The following is a 22,215-nucleotide window of genomic DNA, read 5'->3' as shown; positions in this document are numbered from 1 at the left end:
CGTTGGACAGGATGTCCTTTCGCGCCGACCCGAGTGAAGCGATACGGCGTGCAGGCATAGCTGCCCTGTGGCGTCAAAAAGGGGAGCGTGAGGGGCTTGCCCCTCACAATAACGAGCGGAACGGAGGTTGATGCCCGTTCAGTAGTGACCTGCTCGGGCTTGAAACGATCTCCAAGCGATTACGCTCCAAACCTCCGCTTTCTCCAGATGATATGTCGTGTCGCTACGACGACGGCTGGTCCAACTGCGCCACGATACCCGGCAACTCCCTTACGTGCGTCACGCGATGCACCCGGGGTGGCAGCTCCCGCTCGCCTTCGTTCTTGGCGTCGATCCAGACCGCGTGCATGCCGAGGCGCTGCGCGGCGAGCACATCCTCTTCCCAGTTGTCGCCGACGTGCAGCGTGCGATAGGGCTGCGTGCCGAGCTGGGCCACGGCCGACAGGAACGGGCGGGGGTCCGGCTTCGAGGCGTGCATTTCACCGGCGAGAATGATCACGTCGAAATGGTGATCCAGCGACAGCCGGCGTACATCGACGTTGCCGTTGGTGATGATGCCGAGCCGGTAGCGCCGTGCCCAGGCGTCGAACATCGGTACCACCTCGGGATAGAGCGCGACCTCGTGGCGCAACGTCATGAAGTGCTCGAAGCCGGCTGCCGCCCACTGCGCCGCCTCGTCGGGAGACAGGCCATGCTCGATCAGCAGTTCGCGCATGGCGCGCTCGCGAATCCAGCTGTGATCGCCTCGGCTCAACGGGAAGCGCTGCATCAGCGAGGCGCGGATGGACTGATAGGCTTCCAGCGGGAAGGCTTCGACCAGCGGTGTCGCCGCCGGCCCTCGGTGGGCGTCGATCCGTTCGGCGAGCCATTGATAGTGCGCCGGCTCGGCGTGGGCCATGACCGGGCCGTTGTGCCACAGCGTGTCGTCGAGATCGAAGGTGATGGCGTCCAACGGCATGTCGAATGACCTCTCCCTTGGTTGGTCGGTACGGCCGGGCGCAGGCGATTCCCGGCCCGGCCTAGTGTTCGTCGGTGGGCGAAGCGGGCCGGCGCCGCGCCCGAGGGTGGGCCTTATCGTAGACCTCGGCGAGCTGCTGCCAGTCCAGGCGCGTGTAGATCTGCGTCGTCGAGAGATTGGCATGGCCCAGCAGTTCCTGCACCGCGCGCAGATCCTGGCTGGACTCCAGCAGGTGACTGGCGAAGGAGTGACGCAGCCGGTGCGGATGCAGATGCTCCGGCAGGCCACGCTTGCGGGCGGTATCGGCCAGCCGGCTCTGGATCGACCGATGACCGAGCCGGCCGCCGTGCTGGGCGACGAACAGGGCCGTTTCGCCTTCTCTCGCCAACGCGCTGCGGAATCCGAGCCAGTCCTGGATGGCCTGGCCGGCACGCTTGCCCAGCGGCACCTGGCGTGGCTTGCCGCCCTTGCCCACGACCCGCACGTGGCGGTCGTCGAGGCTGGCAAGGTCGAGCGCCGCCAGCTCGGCCAGGCGCAGGCCGCAGGAGTAGAAAAGCTCCAGCATGGCCTGATCGCGGCAATCCAGGGGATCGCCATCGTGAGGGGTGTCCAGAAACTGGCCGAGCAGGTCGACATCCACCGGGCTGGGCAGATGGCGCGGCTGTCGTGGCGCCTGTGTCAATTGCACCGGGTTGTGGTCCAGCTCGCCCCGATGGACCAGTTCATCGGCGAAACGCGATAGCGCGGCGCGGCGTCTCGCCAGCGTTCTCGGCGCCATGCCGCGAGTCCGTTCATGAGCCAGATAGCGCCGCAGCAGCGTGACGTCGAGCTGGCGCCAGCTGTTCACGTCCTGCGACTCGAGATAGCCGATCAGGGCGGTGATATCGCGACGATAGGCATCCACCGTCGCCGGGCTGGCGCGCTGCGCCAGCCGCTTCAGGAAGGCATCAAGCGCGGCTTGCACTGGCGACCTCGGTACGCCGCAACAGCCGGCTGACCACCTCGCCCAGGTACTCGGTGAACAGCGTATCCAGGGTGGCCCGAAAGTGCTCGCTGTCATGGCTGGCCAACAGCAGAAATCCCATGGGCTCGCCCTGGGTCAGTCGCGTGATGGCGCAGGAGCCGGATCCCTGCGGCGGATTGCAGTGTGGCAGCAGGATTTCCCAGTCTTCCCGGTTCAGCGTGGTACAGCGGCTGGTCTGCTCGTTGAGCAGCAGTTCCAGGCGCTGGCGCGCCTCGTCGGTCAAGGCGAAGCGGGGCGGTTGCCAGGCATTGGTGTCGCGAGGCGTGGCGTGGCAGGCCGGCGGTGCGTTCAGCCACAGGCCGATGCCGTGGGTACGGAAGCGCTCCGCCAGTTGCGTCGATAGCGCTTCGGCCAGCGCGTCGGCGCTTTCGGCCTCGATCAGGCCGAGGACCAGCTCGCGGGTCCGGCGATACTGGGCTTCGTTGTAGCGGGCCGATTCGAGCAGGTTCTCGAGCCGCCATTCCGCATCCTCGGCCCGGCGGCGAAGGTCGTGAACCAGCCGCTCGAGCAGCGAGACAGCACCGGGAATATGGGGATGTGGCACCTTGAGCTGTTGCAGCAGCCCCTCCCGGCCAACGAAGAAGTCGGTATGCTGCGCCAGCCACTCGGCGACCCGATCGGGGTCCAGGGTCTGGCGGGGCTCGGGGGCCTGAGCGCGTGACATGCGTTGGTTCTCCTGTGAATCCCTCGCGACTTGGCGGAGTCTCGCCGCCGCGTCTTCTTATTTATTGATTCAGGTTGTTTGTTGGTTCAGGGCAATTTATGAGTTCAGGGCAATGCGTCCCTCGAAGACGCGCTCGGCCGGGCCGGTCATGATGATCGGAGCTTCGCCGCCTTCCCATTCCAGAGTCAGCCTGCCGCCGCGCAGCTCGACATCGACAGGGCTTTGCAGCAGGCCCCGGCGAATGCCGCAGGCCACCGCCGCGCAGGCGCCGGTGCCGCAGGCCAGGGTTTCCCCGACGCCGCGTTCGAAGACGCGCAGTCGAACGGCGTGAGGGGAGTCGACCTGCATGAAGCCGATGTTGGCCTGGCGCGGAAAGCTGGGGTGCTGCTGCAGCTTCGGTCCCAGCGCTTCGACCGGCGCGTCGTCGATATCGTCGACCTGCAACACGGCGTGCGGGTTGCCCATCGAGGCGACGCTGAACGCGACGGGGTGGCCATCGATCTCGAGATGGTGCAGCGGCTCGTCGCTGTCGGCCACGAACGGCACGTCCGCCGGTGCAAAGCGTGGCGTGCCCATGTCGACCCGCACGCGGCCATCGTCATCCACCTTCAGCGTCAAGGGGCCGCCCAGCGTCTCGACCTTGAATTCACGCTTGTGGGTCAGGCGCTGATCGATGACGAAGCGGGCAAAGCAGCGCGCGCCGTTGCCGCAGTTCTCCACCTCGCTGCCGTCGGCGTTGAAGATCCGGTAGCGAAAATCCATGTCCGGCTTGCGCGGTGGTTCCACCAGCAACAGTTGATCGAAGCCGACCCCGAAATGGCGGTCGGCCAACTGGCGGATCTGCTCGTCCCGCAGGTAGGCGCGCTGGGTGATCAGGTCGACTACCATGAAGTCGTTGCCCAGGCCGTGCATCTTGGTGAAGTTCAGCAGCATCAGCGCTCCTCCGGCAGCCGTGACTCGAGCGCCCACAGGGAGTCGAGGCTTTCGCGACGGCGTACCAGATAGCTCTTGTCGCCGTCGACGAGGACTTCGGCGGGGCGGCCGCGGCTGTTGTAGTTGGAGGCCATGGCGAAGCCGTAGGCGCCTGCCGAGCGTACGGCTAGCAGGTCGCCTTCGGCGACGGCCAGCTCGCGGGCCTGACCGAGGAAGTCGCCGCTCTCGCAGATCGGGCCGACCACGTCGTAGAGGGCGCTGTCGCGGGGCTGGCGAGTGTCGACGCGTTCGATGCCCTGCCACGCCTGATACAGCGACGGGCGGATCAGATCGTTCATGCCGGCGTCGACGATGGCGAAGTTCTTGGTTTCGCCAGGCTTGAGGTACTCGATCCGGGTCAGCATGACCCCGGCGTTGGCCGCGATGGAGCGCCCGGGCTCGAGCAGCAGCGTCAGTTCCCGACCGCGCAGGCGCTCGCGCACGGCGGCGACGAAATCCTCGGCTGCCGGCGGGCGTTCGTCCTGATAGGTCACGCCCAGGCCGCCGCCGATGTCCAGATGTTCGATGACGATACCGTGATCGGCGAGGCGGTCGACCAGGGCGAGCAGGCGATCCAGCGCATCGAGATAGGGCGAGAGCTCGGTGAGCTGAGAGCCGATATGGCAATCCAGTCCCACGACCTTGAGGTTGGGCCGTTCGGCCGCCCAGGCGTAGAGATCGAACACCTCTTCCGCGGCCACGCCGAACTTGTTGGCCTTGAGCCCGGTGGAGATGTACGGATGGGTCCTGGCGTCGACGTCCGGATTGACGCGAATGGAAATGTTCGCCACCTGGCCGCGCTCGGTGGCCACGCGATCGAGACGTTCCAGCTCCGGCTGCGATTCGATGTTGAAACACTTGATGCCGACTTCCAGCGCGCGGGCCATCTCGTCGGCCTGCTTGCCGACGCCGGAGAACACGACCTTGGCCGGGTCGCCGCCCGCGGCAATGACCCGCTCGAGTTCGCCGACCGACACGATATCGAAACCGGCGCCGAGACGCGCCAGCACGTCGAGAACGGCGAGGTTGGAGTTGGCCTTGAGCGCGTAGCAGACGAGATGCGGCATGTCGCCGAGCGCCTCGCTGTAGGCCTTGAAGTGGCGGGTCAGCGCCGCGCGCGAATAGACGTAGCAGGGCGTGCCGTACTGCTCGGCGAGCCGGTCCAGGGCGATGTCTTCGGCGTGCAGCACGCCATCACGAATGGGAAAAGCCTCGAACGTCACGGTAACTCCTCGGCGTTCGGTTGCGTGGCGGCAGGCGCCGGGCTTGCCTGTGGCGCGGCCGGTGCCTGGTCTGCGGTATCGGCGTCTTCCTCGCCGGGAGACTGGGCCGCCGAGCCTGACGGCCGAGCGTCCTCTTCGTAGACGCCTTGCGGGTCGTAGGTTTTCGCCGCTTCCTCGTCGCCGGGCATGTAGAGCGGCCCTTTCTGGCCGCAGCCGGACAGTGCCACCAGCGACAGGGTCAGCAGCGCCAGCACCAGCGGCTTCGATAGCTGCGGAAAGATGGCCGAAACGTTACGCGACATGATGGCTCTCCTGCAGCGTGCCGAGGGCGTTGCGCGCGCGCTGGGCGGCGGCGCGAACCTGATCCGGCGCGGTGCCGCCGATGTGATTGCGCGCGGCGACCGACCCTTCCAGCGTCAGCACCTCGAAGACGTCTTCACCGATGGCATCGGAGAAGCGCTGGAGCTCTGCAAGCGACATTTCGGAGAGATCCTTGCGCTGCTCGATGCCGTAGGCGACCGCCTTGCCGACGATCTCGTGGGCGTCACGGAAGGCGACACCGGCACGGACCAGATAGTCGGCCAGATCGGTGGCGGTGGAGAAGCCCCGGCGTGCCGCTTCGAGCATGTTTTCCGGCTTGGCCACCAGCGCCGGCGCCATGTCGGCGAAGGCGCGCAGGCAGCCCTTGACCGTGTCGAGGGTATCGAACAGCGGTTCCTTGTCTTCCTGGTTGTCCTTGTTGTAGGCCAGCGGCTGGGATTTCATCAGCGTCAGCAGGCTCATCAGATGGCCGTAGACACGCCCGGTCTTGCCGCGCACCAGCTCCGGTACGTCCGGATTCTTCTTCTGCGGCATGATCGAGGAGCCGGTGCAGAAGCGGTCCGGCAGGTCGACGAAGTCGAACTGGGCGCTGGCCCACAGCACCATCTCCTCGCTCATGCGGGAGAGGTGCATCAGCAGAATGCTGGCGAAGGCGGTGAATTCGATGGCGAAGTCGCGGTCACTGACCGCATCCAGCGAATTTTCCGCCGGACGATCGAAGCCCAGCAGCTCGGCAGTGACGTGGCGATCGATGGGGTAGGTCGTGCCGGCCAGCGCCGCGGCGCCCAGCGGCAGCACGTTGACCCGCTTGCGACAGTCGAGCAGGCGCTCGTGATCCCGGGTCAGCATCTCCTGCCAGGCCAGCAGGTGGTGGCCGAAGGTCACCGGTTGCGCCGTCTGCAGGTGGGTAAAGCCGGGCATGATGGTATCCGCTTCGCGGTCGGCCAGCTCGATCAGACCGCTGCGCAGGCGTGAGAGCTCGGCGGCGACGGCATCGATCTCGTCGCGCAGATAGAGCCGGATATCGGTGGCGATCTGGTCGTTGCGCGAGCGCCCGGTATGCAGTTTCTTGCCGGTAATGCCGATCTTGTCGGTCAGCCGCGCTTCGATGTTCATGTGGATGTCTTCGAGCGCGATCGACCATTCGACCTCGCCGCGTTCGATCTCGGTCTCGATGGCTTTCAGGCCGTCGATGATGCTATCCCGTTCGTCGTCGGTCAGTACGCCGACCCGGGCCAGCATGGTGGCATGGGCGATCGAACCGCGGATGTCGTGGTGATAGAGACGCTTGTCGAACGGGATCGAAGCGGTAAAGGCGGCGACGAATGCGTCGGTAGGTTCGCTGAAACGTCCGCCCCAGGATTGGTTGGTTGCCTGCGTCATCGAAATCGAGCTCTGCGTGGTCTGCGAATAACGGGTTTATGAAGCGCTGATCGGAGTGTATCAGAGACGACGTCGGCATAGGACGGTGTAAGGCGGTGTGAAGCGTGCCGCCAAGGTACAAAGAAAGCCGTAAAAAGATGCAAGGAAAATCGCAAAGGGAGGTGCAGGGAAAGCGGTAAAAAAGCACTACCGAAACGGTGCCCCGGGAAACTGACGAATTTGGCCGGTCATTCGACAACGCGGTCGATTTTTCCTCATCCAGCGACTGCTCTATCATGTAAGACAAGGTTCGTGAACGCGAACGCCCACTTGGTGACGAACCGAATGCACCCATCAACGGTGCCGACGGTACTCTCCATCAGACTCGGAGAACGGCGTGCTCGACGCAAACAGATTGAGAATCGCAACCCGCAAGAGCGCGTTGGCGCTATGGCAGGCTGAACACGTCAAGGGGTTGCTGGAAAGGTTTCACCCGCACCTGAATGTCGAACTGGTGCCGCTGTCTACCCGCGGCGATCAGATCCTCGACACGCCGCTGGCGAAGATCGGCGGCAAGGCACTGTTCGTCAAGGAGCTCGAGGAGGCGATGCTCGATGGCCGCGCGGATCTGGCGGTGCATTCGATGAAGGATGTGCCGATGCAGTTCCCGGAAGGCTTGGGACTGTCGGTGATTCTGGAAAGCGGCGCGCCCACGGATGCGTTCGTGTCCAATCATTACGCGAGTGTCGATGCATTGCCCGAGGGGGCGCGCGTCGGCACCTCCAGCCTGCGGCGCGGTCTGCAGGTCAGCGCGCGGCGTCCGGATCTCGAAGTGCTGCCGCTGCGCGGTAACGTCCAGACCCGCCTGGGCAAACTCGATGCAGGCGACTTCGAGGCGATCATCCTGGCCACGACCGGGCTCCAGCGGCTCCAGCTGGCGGATCGCATTACCGCGGAACTGACGCCGGAAGAGAGCCTGCCGGCCTGCGGCCAGGGGGCGCTGGGGATCGAATGTCGCTACGACGACGCTGAACTGATTTCGCTGTTGGCGCCGCTGGATCACGCCGCGACGGCGACGCGGGTGCGCGCCGAACGTGCCCTGAACACGCGCCTCGATGGCGGATGCCAGGTGCCGATCGGCGGCTACGCCGTGCTCGAGAACGGTGGCGATACGCTGTGGCTGCGCGGCCTCGTGGGGCATCCCGACGGTTCGGTCGTGCTACGTGCCGAGAGCCGGGGATCGGCCATGGAGCCCGAATCGCTGGGGATTCGCGTGGCGGAAGACCTGTTGGATCAGGGAGCCGGCGAGATTCTTGCCGAGGTTTACGGAAGCGCCGGTAACGAGTGATGCCTGACCGCGTGCTGCTGACGCGCCCCGGGGCTCGCGGCGAGGTCCTGGCGCGGGCACTGGGCGAATCCGGCTACGCCACGGCCGCGCTCGACGTGCTGCGTTTCGAGCCTGTAGCGCTGTCGGACTCGGCTCGCACTGCGCTGCTGGATCTCGATCTGTTCCAAGGCATCATCGTGGTCAGCCCGCAGGCCGCGACGTGTCTTGCCGAGGCCATTGCGTCATACTGGCCCCAGTTGCCTCTGGGCCTGCGTTTCTATGCCATTGGCAGAGCCACCGCGCAGACGCTCCACGCGGAACTGGGCGTGCCGGCGGTCATTCCCTCCGGAGCGAACGGCGAGGACAGCGAAGGGCTGCTGGAAGTGGCATCGCTCAAGGCGATAGCCGGCAAGCGCCTGCTGCTGGCTCGCGGCGAATCGGGTCGGGAACTGCTGGCGGAACGGCTGCGTGAACGTGGCGCCGAGGTCGAAGCGGTTTCGCTTTACCGGCGTTGTTATCATCCACCTTCTCCCCCCCTGGACACGTGTCTAGCAAGCGGAGATTTTGCCGCGTTGGTGGTGACCAGCGGGGAAATATTGCAACATTTGGTCACATGGTGTGGCCCGGTTGCGTTGAACCAACCGCTAATCGTGTCGAGTCCGCGGTTGGCTACACTGGCGGAAACGTTGGGGTTCGGCTCGCCTCATGTGGCGTCGGGCGCTTCCCCGGCGGCATTGAGCGCCGAGGTCCGCGCGGTGCTCGATCCGCGGGGCGCCACCTTCGATCAGGGTGATCACGAAAAAGGCAAGCGTAGATGAGCAAGCAAAGCAAAGATCAGCAACCGCCGTCGGCACCGACATCCGGTAGCGAGCAGACATCGGACGGCACGGCCAAACCGACCGGACATGACCCGAAGGCGGCCGCGGCGTCGAACGCGGACAATAGCCAGCCGTCATCACCTGCCGATCCCTCTGCCAAAAGCGGCTCGGCCAAGGCCGACCCGATCAAGCCGGATGTCGCGCAGCCGGCCACTACGGGTGATACGACTGGCGACACGAACGTCACCAGCAAACCGGATGCCACCAGCAAGTCGGGTAAATCCGGCGCTTCCGCATCGAACACGGCTCAGGCGGCCGCTGCATCCGGCGCCTCTGCTCAATCCGGCTCCGCGGGTGGCAAAAACGGCGCCACAGCCGGCAAGAAAAGCGGCAAGTCGGGTCCGGCAACGCCATCCTCGGGAGGCGCGGCCACTCCGCCAGGCGGTACTCCGCCAACGGCTGGCAAACGAGGCAATGGCGCCAAACTGGGGCTGCTGGCCTTGGTTCTGGTCATCCTGCTGGCGATTGCCGTGGCAATCGTCGGATATCTCGGCTGGCAGAAAATCCAGCAACAGCAGACGCAGTTGAGTCAGGTCGGTTCCAATAGCACCACGCTCGACCAGCTCGAGTCGAAAGTCGGCGAGCTCGGCCAGAATCGTCAGCAGAATCTGAGAATGATGCGTGGCGAGTTCGATCAGTACCGTCAGAATCTCGACAACACCCTGGACAAGGTACTCAAGGAGCTGGCCCAGCAGCAGCAGGCCGACCCGCGGGAGTGGCTGCACGCCGAAGCCGAATATCTGCTGCGCCTGGCCAACCAGCGGCTGCAGCTCGAGCGTGACGTCGAGGGCGCCAAGGCGCTGTTGAACGCCGCCGACGCGCGTCTGCGCGAGGCGGACAATCCGGCGCTGGTGCCGATCCGTCGAGCCATCCAGTCCGAGCTGGCTTCGCTCGATTCCGTGCCGGTCATCGATCGCACCGGCCTCTATCTGGCGCTGATGGCGCAGCAGGAGCAGCTGGCGCGTCTACCGCTGAAGCAGGACATCGAGGAGATCGCCGCCGGCGAGGGTGACGTCAAGCCGACCGGCGGCTGGCGGCAACAGCTGGCGACGCTGGGCAGCGAACTCAAGGATCTGGTGACCGTGCGGCGTCATGACCAGCCGCTGGAAGCGCTGATCACGCCGCAGCAGGAATCCTACCTGCGCCAGAACGTCCGGCTGCTTCTCGAACAGGCGCAACTGGCGTTGCTGAAATCGGAGCCCAAGCTTTACCAGGCGAGTCTCGACAAGGCGATCGAGCTGGTCGAAGGCTACTACGCGACCGACAACGACGGTGTGACCAACTCGATCGACAAGCTCAAGAGCCTGCGTGACAACGAGGTCCGACCGGAGCTGCCCGATATCAGCGAATCCTCGCAGTTGCTCAAGCGCTTCATCGAACAGCGCTTCGGCAACGGCAGCGGTAACCAGGGCAGAAACGGCTCGCAGAACGGCGGTTCACAGAACGGCGGCGCACAGGGTGGTACCAGCGGATCGGCACAGGGAGAGGGCGCATGAGAAAGCTGATCCTGCTGATCGTCTTCGGTCTGGCGGTCGGCGCGCTGTTTGGGCAGTTGATGCAGTCGCTGCCGGGCTACTGGTTCATTCGCGTTGGCGACACCTCCATCCAGACCTCTTTCTGGTTCGGCTGTGTCCTGCTGCTGGCCGCTTTCCTGATACTGCACTTCCTGCTGCGTGCGTTGACCCGCCTGCGTCGCCCGGTGAGCCGGCTCAAGGTCTGGAACAGCCGTACGCGTCACCGCACCGCGATGAAGCGCACCGTTCGCGGGCTGGTGGCGCTGGCGGAAGGCCGCTGGAAGCGTGCCGAGAAGTCTCTCACCAAGGCGGCCGACGATTCCGGCACGCCGCTGGTCAACTATCTTTCCGCAGCGCTGGCGGCCCATTACCAGGGCCGTTACGAGCAGGCCGACGTGCTGCTCAAGCGGGCGCATCACAGCACCGAGGGTGCCGATACGGCGGTGGGGCTGGTGCAGGCCCAGCTGATGCTGGATCGCCAGCAGTTCGAGGAAGCCCTGGCCACGCTGACGCGTCTGGAGCAGCAACTGCCGGAGCACCCGCAGGTGCTCAAGCTGCTCAAGCAGGCCTATCTCAGCGTCAATGACTGGGATGGCATGCGTCGACTGCTGCCGCGTCTCGACAAGCATCGCCTGATCACCGAAGACGAGCGTCGCGAGCTCGACCAGCGGGTCTATCGCGAGCTGCTGGTACAGGCCGCGCAGCAGGAAGGCAATCTGCCGCGCGTCCGTTCGCTGTGGGCGGACATGCCGGACAACCTGCGTGGCGACGTGGAACTGGTCGGGCTTTATGCCGAAGCGCTGATCAAGGGCGGAGAAGAGGGCGATGCCGAGCGTCTGTTGCGCAATGCGCTGAAGGAGCACTGGGATACGCGGCTGGTGCTGCGCTACGGTCTGCTCAATGTCGACGCCGCTCGCCAGCTGGTCTATGCCGAGAAGTGGCTGCAGGAGCGCCCCAACGATCCGGATCTGCTGCTCACCCTGGGCCGCCTGTCGCTGCGTAACGCCTACTGGGGCAAGGCACAGGAGTACTTCGAGGCGAGCCAGCGTCAGCGTCCGAGCGGGGTCGTCTGCGCCGAGCTGGCACGGTTGTATGCCAACCTCGGCGATCACAGCAAGAGCCAGCTCTACTACCGTCAGAGCGTGACGCTGCTCGACAAGTCGCTGCCGGCATTGCCGCAACCCAGCGACATGACGCGCTAATCCCGGCTGACGATCGATTGCTCTCCTGGGCGCCTGCGGGCGCCTTTTTTTCGTGCGCGGGCGCTTTTCGGGGCGACTTTTCGTCAATAGAACAACGCCATGGCCGGCTTGAGGAGGCCTTGCATGCATTACGGTATCGATGTCGGCGGGACCAAGACCGAGATCGCGATCTACGATCTGGATTGGCAGTGTCTCGATCGCTGGCGCGAGCCGACGCCGGCGGACGATGGCGAGGCCTTGCTGGCGCTGCTGGCCGGGATGGTACAAGAGGCGGATCGCCGTCATGGCGGACGCGGTTCGCTGGGGCTGGGTTTTCCCGGTGTCATCGATGAGCATGGCCGCCTGGTGGCGGCGAACCTGCCGGGGCTTCGCTCCTTCATCCTGGAGACGGCGCTGACGGCGCATCTCGATCGCGATGTCATCATCGAGAACGACAGCCGCTGCTTCGTGGTGTCGGAAACCGGGCCCGGCGGCGCGGCCGAAGGCGTGATGCACGCCTTCGGCGCGATCCTGGGAACCGGCGCGGGCGGCGGCGCGCTGGTGGACGGACGGCTGCTCAAGGGCGCCGGACGATTCGCCGGGGAGTGGGGGCATCTGCCGTTGCCCGCAACGGCTGCCCGGCGCTATGACCTGCCGCTGTTGCCCTGCGGCTGCGGTCTCGAGGCGTGCCTGGAAGGCTATATTGCCGGGCCCGGGCTGGTGAGACTGCACCGCCATTTTGGCGGCCGGTCGACATCCGCCGAGCAGTGGCATCAGGCCTGGCTGGCGGGGGAAGGCGCGGCGCGGCGCGCACGCGAGTGCCATTTGGCGCTGCTGGGCAGCGCCCTGGCCAATGTGGTCAAGCTGCTATCGCCTCGAGTAATCATCATCGGTGGTGGTCTGTCGGCCATGGATGACCTCGTGGCGGCACTGCCGGCGGCCATGGCCGAGCACCTGTTCCCGGGTGTCGAAGTACCCGACGTGGTGCGCTCTCGCCTGGGCGATGCCAGCGGCGTACGCGGCGCCGCTATGCTGGGCGCCGGGATGACGACGACCGCCTGACGCCAGGACGCAACGAAAAGGGCCGCCCGAAGGCGGCCCCAAGAGACGGGAGAATTCTCCCGGCGATTAGCGCGGTTCGTCCGTCTCGTCGCCATCGACATCGTCGTCGGTGGGTTTTCGATGCGTCTCGTCCTGCGCTCGCTGATTCAGCGTCGATTCTGACCGGCTCTCGCCCTCGATCGCCGTGGGCGCGTCGGTCTGGTGAGCCTTCGGCTGACCGGCGGGACTGCCGTCGATGGTGAAGTCCTCCTGCATGATGCGCAGGTTGGCGGGCGGCGCCGAACCGGTACGATCCTGTCCGAAGTAGAGCGTGGTATGCGGGAACGGAATCTCGATACCGGCCTTGTCGAAGTAGAGCTTGACGAGGCGGTTGTAGGCGCGCCCGACACCCCACTGATCCCCCGGCGTGGTCTTGATCACCACGCGGATGTTGACCGAGCTGTCGGCCAGCGCGATGACCCCTGCCACTGTCATTGGTGCCAGCAGTTTGTGACCGTGCTCCTCGCTCGCCTTGAGCTCCTCGAAGGCGGCTTCCAGCTGTTCGATGGCGTAATCGATGTTCTCGCGATAGGCGATACCGTATTCGCCGACATGGTTGCCGAACTCGCGCATGAAGTTGGAGACGGTATCCACGGAAGAGAACGGCACGATGTGATAGGTGCCGGACAGATCGCGGATCGCCACGGAACGGATGCTGATGCGCTCGGCGGTGCCGGTGATGCCGCCGGCGGTGACGACGTCTCCGGTGTTCATGGCGTTTTCCAGCTGGATGAACACCCCGGTGATGACATCCTGGACCAGTTTCTGGGCACCGAAGCCGATGGCCAGACCCAGCACCCCGGCGCCAGCGATGAGCGGCCCGATATTGATGCCGATCTGCGACAGCACGATCATCACGGTCATGATGATCAGGGTGATGGCCAGGGCGTTGCGGAACAGGCTCATCAACGTCTGCGCGCGGGCGGTGGGCGCGCCGCCTCCCGTTTCGGGATTGAGGTAGTTCTCGATCAGGCTGGCCAGGCCGATCCACACGATGGCAGCGATGATCAGGATCAGGATGACCTGAATCACGGTCGCCACGGTGTGCGATCCTGCGTCGCTGGCGTACCAGGCGGCGAGGTCGAACGCGCCCCAGGCATCCAGGGTGTACATCACTACCGCGATCAGAATGATGGCGCGGACGATCTTCAGCAGCGTCGGGATGTAGGAGTTCAAGCGCGGCTCGAGCAACGGCAGTCGCTTGCGCATGTTGTCGCCGAGGTCGATGCGTCGGCCGATGAGCTGGGTCAGCAGGCCGGAGACGAGCGTGCCGATACCGACGTAGATGATCGTCTTCAATGTCGCGATCAGGACGAACGGCAGCGCGGTTTCGGGATGCAGCAGCGTAACGGCGAACACCATGACGGCGTAGATCACCGCGATGACGTGCCAGATCCGCGCGAACAGGCGAAGCGCCACGCGCGATGCGGACATCTGTGCCGAATCCGCCTTGGCGATGATCAGGTCGCGCACGCCGATACGATTCTTGAACACGACGCCCAGCGACCAGATCAGCGCAACGAGCATGATCAGTACGCCCACCGCCTTGCCGAAGGCGGACGAGAGGTTGGCGTTGAGGATCGGCACGACCACCAGCATGCCGTAGCCGATGAAGCTGGCCAGTGTCGCCAGGAATCGGTTGCAGTACCTTGCCTGACCGGCCTCGATGGATACCAGGCGCAGCCCTTCATGGCGCGATGAAAAGAGTATCCGCAAGGCGCACTTGAACAGCTCGATCATCAGGAACGCATTGAGGAACAGCGAGAGTCGCGTATCGAGACTGCCGCTTTCGCCGACCAGAAAGGTCGCCACCAGATTGCCTGCCACATAGGCGAGGACGACGACGACGACATCGACGATGGCCGCCAGCACCACGGCCACGATGAGGTGTAACAGATGGCTACGTCCTTCGCCTTGCAGAGCCCAGTGGCTGAGGCGGGAAAACAGCGGTCTGGCGATGGCCCGCAGAATCAGGAAGGCGGCGACCGTGGCGATGATCACCAGGGCAAGTTCGATCGCCGCATTCAGGAAATCGCTCATGCTGAACGCCGGGCCGGTGCTCGCGGCGGCGCTGTCACTGGTGAAAAAGCCGCCGATCAAAGCCGCCAGGCTGGTGAGCTGACCGCCGATATCGCCTGCGAAATCGCTGGTGATCTGTGCCATCCGCCGAGGGAAGGAGGTGACTGTCTCGGCACTCTCGCCGCTTTCGTTGGCGGTGCTGCCAGTTGCTTGGGTAGCTTGCCCGGAGGCGGTGTCGCTACCGTCATTGTTCGCGGCCGCGTTGTCGGCCGCACCCCCTCTCTGAGCCGCGTCGGCTTGCGAATCGCCGGAGGAATCCTGTCGAGAAGCCAGCTGTCGCAACTGGTCGATCAAGGCTTGCCGCGATTCCGGATTTTCCAGCAGATCCGCCATTGTGGAATAGGCAGGGCCATCCTGAGCAGACTGCCCTTCGGTGCCACTTTCCTGAGCCAGTGCAGGAATAGCGAATATCAAAAGTAGTAGCAGTAGCCAGCGACTGAGCCAGCGATCGGGGCGAAGGGCTGTCAAGCTCCAATCTCCTTGTCTTGTGGGCGGTCCGATTTGGCGACACTCTGCCAGCCTAATCATTTTCAGGATAACACTTTATCGTTAATGGCAAAGTAACTATTCAGGTGGCTGCGGATGGCATGTCGCCAACCACCTGATTTTTTTGGCATAGTGTGCCTGATCCTTCGGCACGTCTATGCGGTGACATGACCATCAGCGATATCAACGTCGACGAGGCCCTGGAACGGGTCCGGCAGCAGCTCAAGGAAGACCACACGGTCTCGCCTTCCTTGCGTGCTGCCATCGACGTGCTGATGCTGCTGGTCAAGCTGATGGCCGACCGACTGGCCACCAGCAGCCGCAACAGCAGCAAGCCGCCGTCACAAGACCCCAACCGCCAACGCCGTTCCCGGGCCAAGGGCGAGCGTCGCCCTGGCGGGCAACCGGGTCACGAAGGCAAGACGCTGGCGCCGGTCACCGATCCCGACGAGATCGTGTCGTTGCGCGTCGATCGCCGCACCTTGCCCAAAGGGCGCACCTATCGCTCGGTCGGCATCGAAACGCGCCAGGTGCAAGACATCGTGATCCAGGCCGTCGTCACCGAGTATCGCGCCGAGGTGCTGGAGGACGATCTCGGGCGGCGCCATGTGGCGCCGTTTCCCGACGGCGTGACCCGCCCGATCCAGTATGGCCCACGTCTCAAGGCGCATGTCGTCTATCTCTCGCAGTATCAGTTGCTGCCCTATGCCCGCATCCAGGCGCTGCTGGCCTCACAGTGCGATCTATCGCTGAGCACCGGCACGCTGTTCGCCTTCAATCAAGAGGCCTATCAGCGCGCCGAGGCGTTTGCCGAGTGGGCGATCCCGGCGCTGAGGCAAGCCGCGACCGTGCATGCCGACGAGACCGGGATGCAGGTCGGCGGCAAGCGCTACTGGCTGCACAGCGCCTCGAATGACGCCCTGACCTACTTGGCGCCTCACGCCAAGCGAGGTCAGGAGGCCATGGATGCCATCGGCATCCTGCCCTATGTCCAGGGGGTGCTGGTGCATGATCACTGGAAGCCTTACTACCGCTACGCGGATTGCCGCCACGCACTTTGCAACGCCCATCACCTGCGTGAATTGACTGCGGCCTGGGAAAATGACCACCAAAAGTGGGCCAAGGCGCTGCATGATCTGCTGCTGGAGATGCATCAGGCCGTTGACGCTGCCGGTGGCACGCTCTCGCCCGAAGAGGCGCAACGCTGGCGAGTCCGCTATCGGCAGTGCCTGACAGAGGGTGAGACCGAGTGTCCGCCACCGATCCCACCACCACCGGGAAAGCGCGGTCGTGCCAAACGTACCAAGGCACGTAACCTGCTCGAACGTCTCCAGGCGTACGAGGACGACGTGCTGCGTTTCCTCGACGACCCCGCCGCGCCCTTCACCAATAACCAAGGGGAGCGTGACCTGCGGATGACCAAGGTCCAGCAGAAGATTTCAGGCTGTTTCCGCTCCTGGGAAGGTGCCGAGATCTTCTGCCGGATGCGCAGCTTCCTCTCGACGGCGGTCAAGCAGGGCCTGGCAGCGCACACCGCACTGGAACAGTTGTTTGCCGGTGAAGTGCCCGAATTCATGCGTCGGGACGGCCTGGATCAGGCAGCGTGACCTGAATAGTTACATGGCAAATTCGCGTGCCTACCAAGGCGGCGCTATCTCGTGAGGCTAGCCGATATGGGCGGGTTTTCCAGAGCAGGAGTCCGGCACTGGACGTCTGGCTGTGTGCCTTTTTCACCCGTTTCCAGTGAAAACGCCACTAGGCCTGTAGCGACAAACGATGAGATTGCAGGCCCCGAGATGCTGAAAAAGTTCATGCCTGGCGGGCGATGTCGAGTCAGGTCAGCGCTGGGATATAGTGAGGATGAATCGATAACTCAGAACACATGGCCGGTATGCGACGTCAACTACTTTGGCCGCTTGGCGACAATTAAAATGGCCGGTTGGGTGGGGTAGTTGTCGTCAGTCCGACGACCCAGCTTTTCCTCCTTGTAATTGTCGTTGATAAGCACGCTTACGGTAGCTCTCCCCGCTCAGCTCCATCAGCGTGGCGTGGTGCACCAACCGGTCGATGGCGGCCACGGCCATCATGCTGTCGGGGAAGATACTGTCCCAGGCGCTGAACGGCTGGTTGGCGGTGATGATCAGGCTGGCCGACTCGTAGCGATGGGCGATCAGCTCGAACAGCACTGACGTCTCGGCCTCGCTGCGTTGGACGTAGCCGATATCGTCGATCACCAGCACGGCGTACTTGTCGAGCTTGATCAGGGCGTCGCTCAGGCGCAGTGCCTGCTTGGCAGCCTGGAGCTCCTGGACCAGGCTTGAGGCGGTGGCGTAGCGCACCCGGTAACCCTGGTCGACCAGCGTATGCCCGAGCCCGGCCGCCACGTGGCTCTTGCCGACGCCGGAGGGCCCAAACAGCAGCAGGTTGTGAGCCTGGTCGACCCACTGCGTGTCGCCGGCCAAGGCGCTCAGTTGCTGGCGCTGCTCGGCCGCGATGGCGTCGAACTCGAAGGACTCCAGCGTCTTGCCCACCGGCAGCCGGGCCTCCTTGAGGTGCCGGGCCAGCCGGCGTCGCTCACGCTCGGCCAGCTCGTGCTCGCATAGGGCGGCCAGTGTTTGTGGCAGGCTCCAGTTTTCGGCTCGGGCGCGGGTTTCCAGCTGGGGCCAGCAGGCGGCCATGGTGGGCAGGCGGAGCTGTCGCAGTAGCAGCGGCAGCGTCTGGGCATCAGGCATGGCAGCACACCTCTGTGGTCGGCACGCTGGGCACCAGATGGTTGTAGCTGGCGATGTCATGCTGAGTCACCTGGGGGAAAACCAGCGTGGCGCTCGGCGTGGCGGCGAAGCGGGCCTGGAGCTCGGCCAGCGTCGGGCTCTTCCCGCGCGCCAGGGCGCCCAGCCAGTAACTGGCGATCGCCTCGGCCTGGTCCTGCTCGGCGGCCAACGCCAGAGCGCCAACGATGCGCTTGCAGGCCTCGGCGACCGGCAAGGCGGCGGTCAGCCGGGCGTACAGCTCGCGCCACTCCGCACTCGGCAACAGGTCGTCGCGGAACGTCAGCCCCGCCAGCGCCCGGGGCTTGCGGACCAGCCAGCCGATCACATGGCGGTAATCGATGACCCGCAACCGGCCGCTTTCCGGCGTGGCATGCAGCCGCCTCAGCGTCAGCAATGCTTGCTGTGCGTGATGCAGCACCAAGCGATCATCGTAAAGGTGCACCCGCAGGTTCTCGCCGATCAGCCGGGACGGCACCGAGTAGAGCACCTTGCGCACCTGGATGGTGCTGGAGGTAGTGACGCGCACCGTCACCTCGCTGTAGTCGGTACCGGGCCGGCTGGGCAGTGGCTGCAGCGCGCCACGCTCGACGGTGATCCGGGCCGCGTTGCGGCGGTTGATCGCGGTGGTCACCTCATCGAGGAAGGCCTGGTAGTCATCGAGGCTAGCGAAGTCCTGGGAGCCGCGCAGCGTCAGGCGCTGTTGCAGGCGCCGCTTGAAGTGGCCATGTGGCGACTCGATGCTGGCGTTTTCATGGCCGCGCCCTGGGTTATTACGGGTGGCCGTCATGCCGTAGTGAGCGCACAGGGCAGCATAACGCTCGGTGAGGTCGGCTTCCGCCTCCCGGCCGAGGTTGCGGAAGGCCGCCGACAAGCTGTCGGTGCGGTGCTCCGCGGGGACACCGCCAAGCCGCTCCAGCGCACGGGTCAGGCCTTCAGCCAGCGCCGGGTAGCTCTCGCCACCGAGCACCACCCGGACATAACACCAGCCGCTGTAGGCCAGGCGGAAGTGGTAGAGCCGGTGATCAAGCAGCTCCCCTGCCACGGTAATGACAATCCCCTTGAGCTCGGTGAAGTCGGAGAGGCCGCGCAGCCCGGGGCCATGGGTTTGCGGGAACATTACCTCTTTCTCCGGGCCGTGCGCGGCTCGCCAGCCCTTGACCCGGCGCTGCAGGGTTCGCAGCAGGCTGTCCGGGTACTGGCCGGGGTGCTGCTCCTGCAACCACTCCAGCAGGGTCAGTGCCTGCAAGCCCGGGGCGGCGGCCAGCTGGGGGACGAGCGTGGTCTCCCACACATCGGCGAAGGGGTCGGGCCGGGTTCGCCAGTGCCGTGATGCCGGCGGCTCGGAGGACTCGGCCCGGCGTTCGAGGCGGCGAGCGGTTCTGACGGAGAGGCCGGCCTTGGCGGCGGCGACCTCCTGGGTCTGGCCTTGTTGACGTTGCGACATATAGAGCGTGACCTGTTGGCTGGTGACCGCCATACCGGCTCCCTGGTGGGTCGGGACAAGCGGTCAAGCTTAGGGCAACCGGTCACAGTAGTTGTCGTCGGCCGGCCAGAGTAATTGTCGCTCTATAGGCCGGCATTGGGACGGTGCGGAGCGATACATTGACGACGTAAGCGCCGAGGCATGGGAAGGAGGGTCTCCCTAGCCGACGCTCTCGTGGATTACGCGGGCATGCGATGGCGAATACCAGCTCACCGATGGCCGAACCACGGCGCCGTATCGTCAGCCTCGCGCCCGGGGTCTACCGTTGCAGCCATCAGGGAGCCGTTATGAATTCATTGTCCGTTGCCGAACGCATCGAGGGGACGTCCGAGCCGCTGGCCGAGGCTTCTGCTCGGTTGGAAAAAGGCGATTTTTCGGGTGCCATTGCCTTGCTGGAGCCCGCTTTCAAGGCAGGAGACGATAGCTCCGATATCGTCGAGGCGTTGATGCGTGCCTATGACGGTGCCGGCGAGACTGCCAAGTACGAAGAGATGATGGCCGTTGCCCTGCAGGCATCCTCCCAGCCTTCTCTCAAACTGGCAATTTCCTATGCCGAATTGGCAATGACGCGGAAAGAATGGCCGGTGGCTGCCGAGAGATGGCAGTTCATCATCGATCATTGCGAGGGTTTCCCGCATCAGGTCTATGTTCGCCAAGCGCGTGCCTGGCTCGCGGCGCAACAATTCAGTGCTGCGCTCCATACAGTCAACCTGGGGCTGGAAAAACAGCCGGGAAACCCTGTCCTTAGTGATCTCAAGGACGTCATTGCCAGCCGGAAAGCAAAGAAATTCCAGTTGACGGCGCAGCAACTGGCGGCACCCATCACGATTCGCTGGGAGGTCGATGAAGGCGAGAAGCGGATCGCGACGCTCGAATCCTTTCGCCATTATCGAATTCGCGGCTGGATCGATGCCCGTCAGGATCAACGGCCGGAATTGCTCGTCTCGGCTCCCGATGGAGCGGACAGCCTTGTGCTCACCACGCTCGAACCGAGTACGCCCTCCCAGGAGGCTGGCTGGACTTTCGAGTACGGTTTCGATTTCTCTCAGGACCTGACACTTGGCGTCCGGTTGAAGAACGGCAGAGTCTACGAATGCTTGCGCTTTTCGTTGGCGCCGGTCATGGAAGTCCTCGAAGGGCGCGAAGGGTGGCTCTTCCTCGCCAACGATACCAACGCCAGTATCGATCAGTTCACCGGCAAGAAGCGTCTGGATGCAGAGCAGAAGCAGCAATGGCAGCATTTCGTTGACGGGATCGGACCGCTTCAGCGGCAGCGCTCTCTATTGCTGTTGATCGCCAATTCCAAGGAAAAGGTCAGGCCGGAATATTATCCTTACGCGAAAGCCAGCATCACGCCTACCGAGCAGGTCGAGAAGCTCCTCCAGGCAGAAAAGATCGACTACTGCAATCCCGTGGCGGCGATGCAGGCGGAGCCGGATAGCTATTACCCTACGGACACGCACTGGAGTGGCCGCGGTGCCTATCTTGCGTTTCTTGCCTGCATGCGGCATTTCGGCTTCGATGACGACTTCGCTTCGCTGTACGCCTTCGAACAGCGGGAAGTCGTGGGTGACCTGGGATCCAAGATGGATCCTCCCGCCAAATCCTTGTCGACCGTCGCCGTTTTTCGGGAGGAGAGCGGCGTGTACTGCCGTTTTTCCAATTATCTCCCGGGCACCGGCAACATCACGATCTTCGAGAATTCCAAGCCCATCCATGCCCAGACATTGGTCATCTTCGGTGGCTCTTCGGCCGGCGCCGGGGGATTTGCGCTGCTGTTCGCCAACGTCTTCCAACGGGTCGTCGTGGTCAATCTGCCTGGCAGCTATGTTCATGAAGTCGTCGAGCATGAAGCTGCGGATCATGTGATCCTGCAGACCAACGAACGCTACCTGGCCACGCCCGGACGGGTCATCAAGACATTGGCCGAGGCCAATCTCGACCATGCCGTGCAAGCCGTGCCGGCGGCCGAGAGAGTCAAGCTGCTGCAGAGGATGAGTCGCTACGCGAGCTGTGAGCCGTATCACGGTTTCATGACTACGCTACTGGCAGGATGAGCCGCGCTGGGCATCGCTGTCGAGCGGCGCATTGGACGTACCCATTTCTTTGAAGTTCACCTGGAGTCTCAAGCATCAGCTCGTGACATGACAACAAGGCCATCCATCAAGGGGCCCATACCAAGGAACGACAATGCTAAAAGTCACGTTGGGTCTACGTTGCAACGTTTGTGGTGGGGAACGGTTTTTGCTGCCGACGCTACATGAGGCGTCCGAAGATGTCCGTTGCGCTGACTGTTCCGCGTTCAAGTGCAAGAATGATGATCTGGAGCGCGCCATGTCTGCCGTGCAACGGCAGAAGGCCGCCATGGCGTCGGTTGCCTGAGAAACGCCGCCAGCTGGCATCTGGAAACACAAGCACAAAAAAAGCACCCGATCGGGTGCTTTTTCATGTTTGGTGGAGGCGGGGGGAATTGAACCCCCGTCCGCCGGCACTCGCCCATCAGCTCTACATGCTTAGTTCCGTCTTTTGATTTAACGCAGTGCACTCCGACGGGCAGGATGGCACCTTGCGATCTCTCTAAGGTTTAACGAATGTCAGGAGAGCGCTGACATCCGCGGTCCCATCAGCTTTAGCTCGTATCCCCGCCGCGATGAATGGGCACATCGCTTTGGGGCCAGGCTAACAACTAGCAGTTTTTACGCTGCCAGTGCGCCCTGAGCGTAGTTTTCGTCGTTTGCGACTATTCAATTGCAACGTTGGATTTACGAGATACGTTACGCTCTCGGCATGCACCTCAGGGATTGTCACCGGCGTCGAAGCCATGTCGCCCCCGTACAACTCTTTCATTCTACCAGATGGTGGCGAGCCCAC

Annotated in this window: 17 protein-coding genes and 1 other RNA gene; 7 read left to right on the top strand and 11 right to left on the bottom strand. The window is 64.0% G+C overall.

The features are described from left to right. Positions 1 to 223: 223 nt before the first annotated feature. The 7 genes from R5R73_RS17700 to argH all read right to left on the bottom strand — a co-directional run bounded on the left by R5R73_RS17700 (position 224) and on the right by argH (position 6,545). Positions 224 to 958 (bottom strand): HAD family hydrolase, encoded by a 735-nt coding sequence (locus R5R73_RS17700; RefSeq protein WP_322528208.1) that lies wholly within the window; start codon positions 956 to 958, stop codon positions 224 to 226. 61 nt (positions 959 to 1,019) lie between these two features. Further along, positions 1,020 to 1,922, bottom strand: coding sequence for a tyrosine recombinase XerC (locus tag R5R73_RS17695; RefSeq protein WP_322528207.1), 903 nt, complete (start codon positions 1,920 to 1,922; stop codon positions 1,020 to 1,022). Further along, on the bottom strand, positions 1,906 to 2,646 hold the full coding sequence (locus R5R73_RS17690; protein WP_322528206.1) for a DUF484 family protein: 741 nt from the start codon (positions 2,644 to 2,646) through the stop codon (positions 1,906 to 1,908). Before R5R73_RS17690 ends, R5R73_RS17695 begins: the two co-directional genes overlap by 17 nt. A 96-nt stretch (positions 2,647 to 2,742) precedes the next feature. Further along, the gene (dapF, locus tag R5R73_RS17685; protein ID WP_322528205.1) at positions 2,743 to 3,579 is read right to left on the bottom strand and encodes a diaminopimelate epimerase; all 837 of its coding nucleotides are present in this window, start codon (positions 3,577 to 3,579) and stop codon (positions 2,743 to 2,745) included. Beyond that, the gene (lysA, locus tag R5R73_RS17680) at positions 3,579 to 4,841 is read right to left on the bottom strand and encodes a diaminopimelate decarboxylase (protein ID WP_322528204.1); all 1,263 of its coding nucleotides are present in this window, start codon (positions 4,839 to 4,841) and stop codon (positions 3,579 to 3,581) included. The genes dapF and lysA overlap by 1 nt, the downstream gene beginning before the upstream one ends. Next, complete coding sequence (gene lptM, locus R5R73_RS19320; RefSeq protein ID WP_416221200.1) at positions 4,838 to 5,143, bottom strand: LPS translocon maturation chaperone LptM; 306 nt, start codon at positions 5,141 to 5,143, stop codon at positions 4,838 to 4,840. Before lptM ends, lysA begins: the two co-directional genes overlap by 4 nt. After that, positions 5,133 to 6,545, bottom strand: a complete 1,413-nt coding sequence (gene argH, locus R5R73_RS17670) for an argininosuccinate lyase (protein ID WP_322528203.1) — start codon at positions 6,543 to 6,545, stop codon at positions 5,133 to 5,135. Before argH ends, lptM begins: the two co-directional genes overlap by 11 nt. Positions 6,546 to 6,921: 376 nt before the next feature. Between argH and hemC the strand changes: the two genes are divergently transcribed. The 5 genes from hemC to R5R73_RS17645 all read left to right on the top strand — a co-directional run bounded on the left by hemC (position 6,922) and on the right by R5R73_RS17645 (position 12,486). After that, a complete protein-coding gene (gene hemC, locus R5R73_RS17665; RefSeq protein WP_322528202.1) occupies positions 6,922 to 7,872 on the top strand; it encodes a hydroxymethylbilane synthase in 951 nt (316 codons plus the stop codon). After that, positions 7,872 to 8,669, top strand: a complete 798-nt coding sequence (locus tag R5R73_RS17660; protein ID WP_322528201.1) for a uroporphyrinogen-III synthase — start codon at positions 7,872 to 7,874, stop codon at positions 8,667 to 8,669. The genes hemC and R5R73_RS17660 overlap by 1 nt, the downstream gene beginning before the upstream one ends. Then, entirely contained in the window at positions 8,666 to 10,225 is a 1,560-nt protein-coding gene (locus R5R73_RS17655) for a uroporphyrinogen-III C-methyltransferase (RefSeq protein ID WP_322528200.1), read from the top strand. The genes R5R73_RS17660 and R5R73_RS17655 overlap by 4 nt, the downstream gene beginning before the upstream one ends. Next, on the top strand, positions 10,222 to 11,445 hold the full coding sequence (locus R5R73_RS17650) for a heme biosynthesis HemY N-terminal domain-containing protein (RefSeq protein ID WP_110633896.1): 1,224 nt from the start codon (positions 10,222 to 10,224) through the stop codon (positions 11,443 to 11,445). The genes R5R73_RS17655 and R5R73_RS17650 overlap by 4 nt, the downstream gene beginning before the upstream one ends. A gap of 123 nt (positions 11,446 to 11,568) precedes the next feature. Continuing rightward, on the top strand, positions 11,569 to 12,486 hold the full coding sequence (locus tag R5R73_RS17645) for an ROK family protein (protein ID WP_322528199.1): 918 nt from the start codon (positions 11,569 to 11,571) through the stop codon (positions 12,484 to 12,486). 66 nt (positions 12,487 to 12,552) lie between these two features. Here the strand turns inward: R5R73_RS17645 and R5R73_RS17640 are convergent, their stop codons facing one another. Further along, positions 12,553 to 15,072, bottom strand: a complete 2,520-nt coding sequence (locus R5R73_RS17640; RefSeq protein ID WP_322528198.1) for a mechanosensitive ion channel domain-containing protein — start codon at positions 15,070 to 15,072, stop codon at positions 12,553 to 12,555. Between the two features lie 185 nt (positions 15,073 to 15,257). Between R5R73_RS17640 and tnpC the strand changes: the two genes are divergently transcribed. Then, complete coding sequence (gene tnpC, locus R5R73_RS17635) at positions 15,258 to 16,697, top strand: IS66 family transposase (RefSeq protein ID WP_023004967.1); 1,440 nt, start codon at positions 15,258 to 15,260, stop codon at positions 16,695 to 16,697. A gap of 351 nt (positions 16,698 to 17,048) precedes the next feature. Here tnpC and istB read toward each other — a convergent pair whose 3' ends face one another. Both istB and istA read right to left on the bottom strand, forming a co-directional pair. Beyond that, on the bottom strand, positions 17,049 to 17,822 hold the full coding sequence (istB, locus tag R5R73_RS17630; RefSeq protein ID WP_322527534.1) for an IS21-like element helper ATPase IstB: 774 nt from the start codon (positions 17,820 to 17,822) through the stop codon (positions 17,049 to 17,051). Beyond that, entirely contained in the window at positions 17,815 to 19,338 is a 1,524-nt protein-coding gene (istA, locus tag R5R73_RS17625; protein ID WP_416221188.1) for an IS21 family transposase, read from the bottom strand. Before istA ends, istB begins: the two co-directional genes overlap by 8 nt. A 293-nt stretch (positions 19,339 to 19,631) precedes the next feature. Between istA and R5R73_RS17620 the strand changes: the two genes are divergently transcribed. After that, positions 19,632 to 21,401: an alginate O-acetyltransferase AlgX-related protein gene (locus R5R73_RS17620; protein ID WP_322528197.1), complete on the top strand. Its 1,770-nt coding sequence runs from the start codon at positions 19,632 to 19,634 to the stop codon at positions 21,399 to 21,401. A 395-nt stretch (positions 21,402 to 21,796) separates the two neighbouring features. Here R5R73_RS17620 and ssrA read toward each other — a convergent pair. After that, positions 21,797 to 22,176, bottom strand: a transfer-messenger RNA (tmRNA) gene (ssrA, locus tag R5R73_RS17615). Positions 22,177 to 22,215 lie beyond the last annotated feature (39 nt).

Source organism: Salinicola sp. LHM (assembly GCF_034479735.1).
In the GTDB taxonomy this organism is placed as follows: Bacteria; Pseudomonadota; Gammaproteobacteria; order Pseudomonadales; family Halomonadaceae; genus Salinicola; species Salinicola salarius.
Note: the sequence above shows the minus strand (reverse complement) of the source record. Positions and strands in the feature narration are given on the sequence as shown.

Coding starts and splice junctions, on each gene's coding strand:
- R5R73_RS17645 (WP_322528199.1), top strand. CDS start 11,569: ATGCATTACGGTATCGATGTCGGCGGGACCAAGACCGAGATCGCGATC.
- R5R73_RS17655 (WP_322528200.1), top strand. CDS start 8,666: ATGAGCAAGCAAAGCAAAGATCAGCAACCGCCGTCGGCACCGACATCC.
- R5R73_RS17620 (WP_322528197.1), top strand. CDS start 19,632: ATGAATTCATTGTCCGTTGCCGAACGCATCGAGGGGACGTCCGAGCCG.
- istB (WP_322527534.1), bottom strand. CDS start 17,822: ATGCCTGATGCCCAGACGCTGCCGCTGCTACTGCGACAGCTCCGCCTG.
- R5R73_RS17700 (WP_322528208.1), bottom strand. CDS start 958: ATGCCGTTGGACGCCATCACCTTCGATCTCGACGACACGCTGTGGCAC.
- R5R73_RS17650 (WP_110633896.1), top strand. CDS start 10,222: ATGAGAAAGCTGATCCTGCTGATCGTCTTCGGTCTGGCGGTCGGCGCG.
- argH (WP_322528203.1), bottom strand. CDS start 6,545: ATGACGCAGGCAACCAACCAATCCTGGGGCGGACGTTTCAGCGAACCT.
- tnpC (WP_023004967.1), top strand. CDS start 15,258: ATGACCATCAGCGATATCAACGTCGACGAGGCCCTGGAACGGGTCCGG.
- R5R73_RS17690 (WP_322528206.1), bottom strand. CDS start 2,646: ATGTCACGCGCTCAGGCCCCCGAGCCCCGCCAGACCCTGGACCCCGAT.
- istA (WP_416221188.1), bottom strand. CDS start 19,338: ATGGCGGTCACCAGCCAACAGGTCACGCTCTATATGTCGCAACGTCAA.
- R5R73_RS17660 (WP_322528201.1), top strand. CDS start 7,872: ATGCCTGACCGCGTGCTGCTGACGCGCCCCGGGGCTCGCGGCGAGGTC.
- dapF (WP_322528205.1), bottom strand. CDS start 3,579: ATGCTGCTGAACTTCACCAAGATGCACGGCCTGGGCAACGACTTCATG.
- lptM (WP_416221200.1), bottom strand. CDS start 5,143: ATGTCGCGTAACGTTTCGGCCATCTTTCCGCAGCTATCGAAGCCGCTG.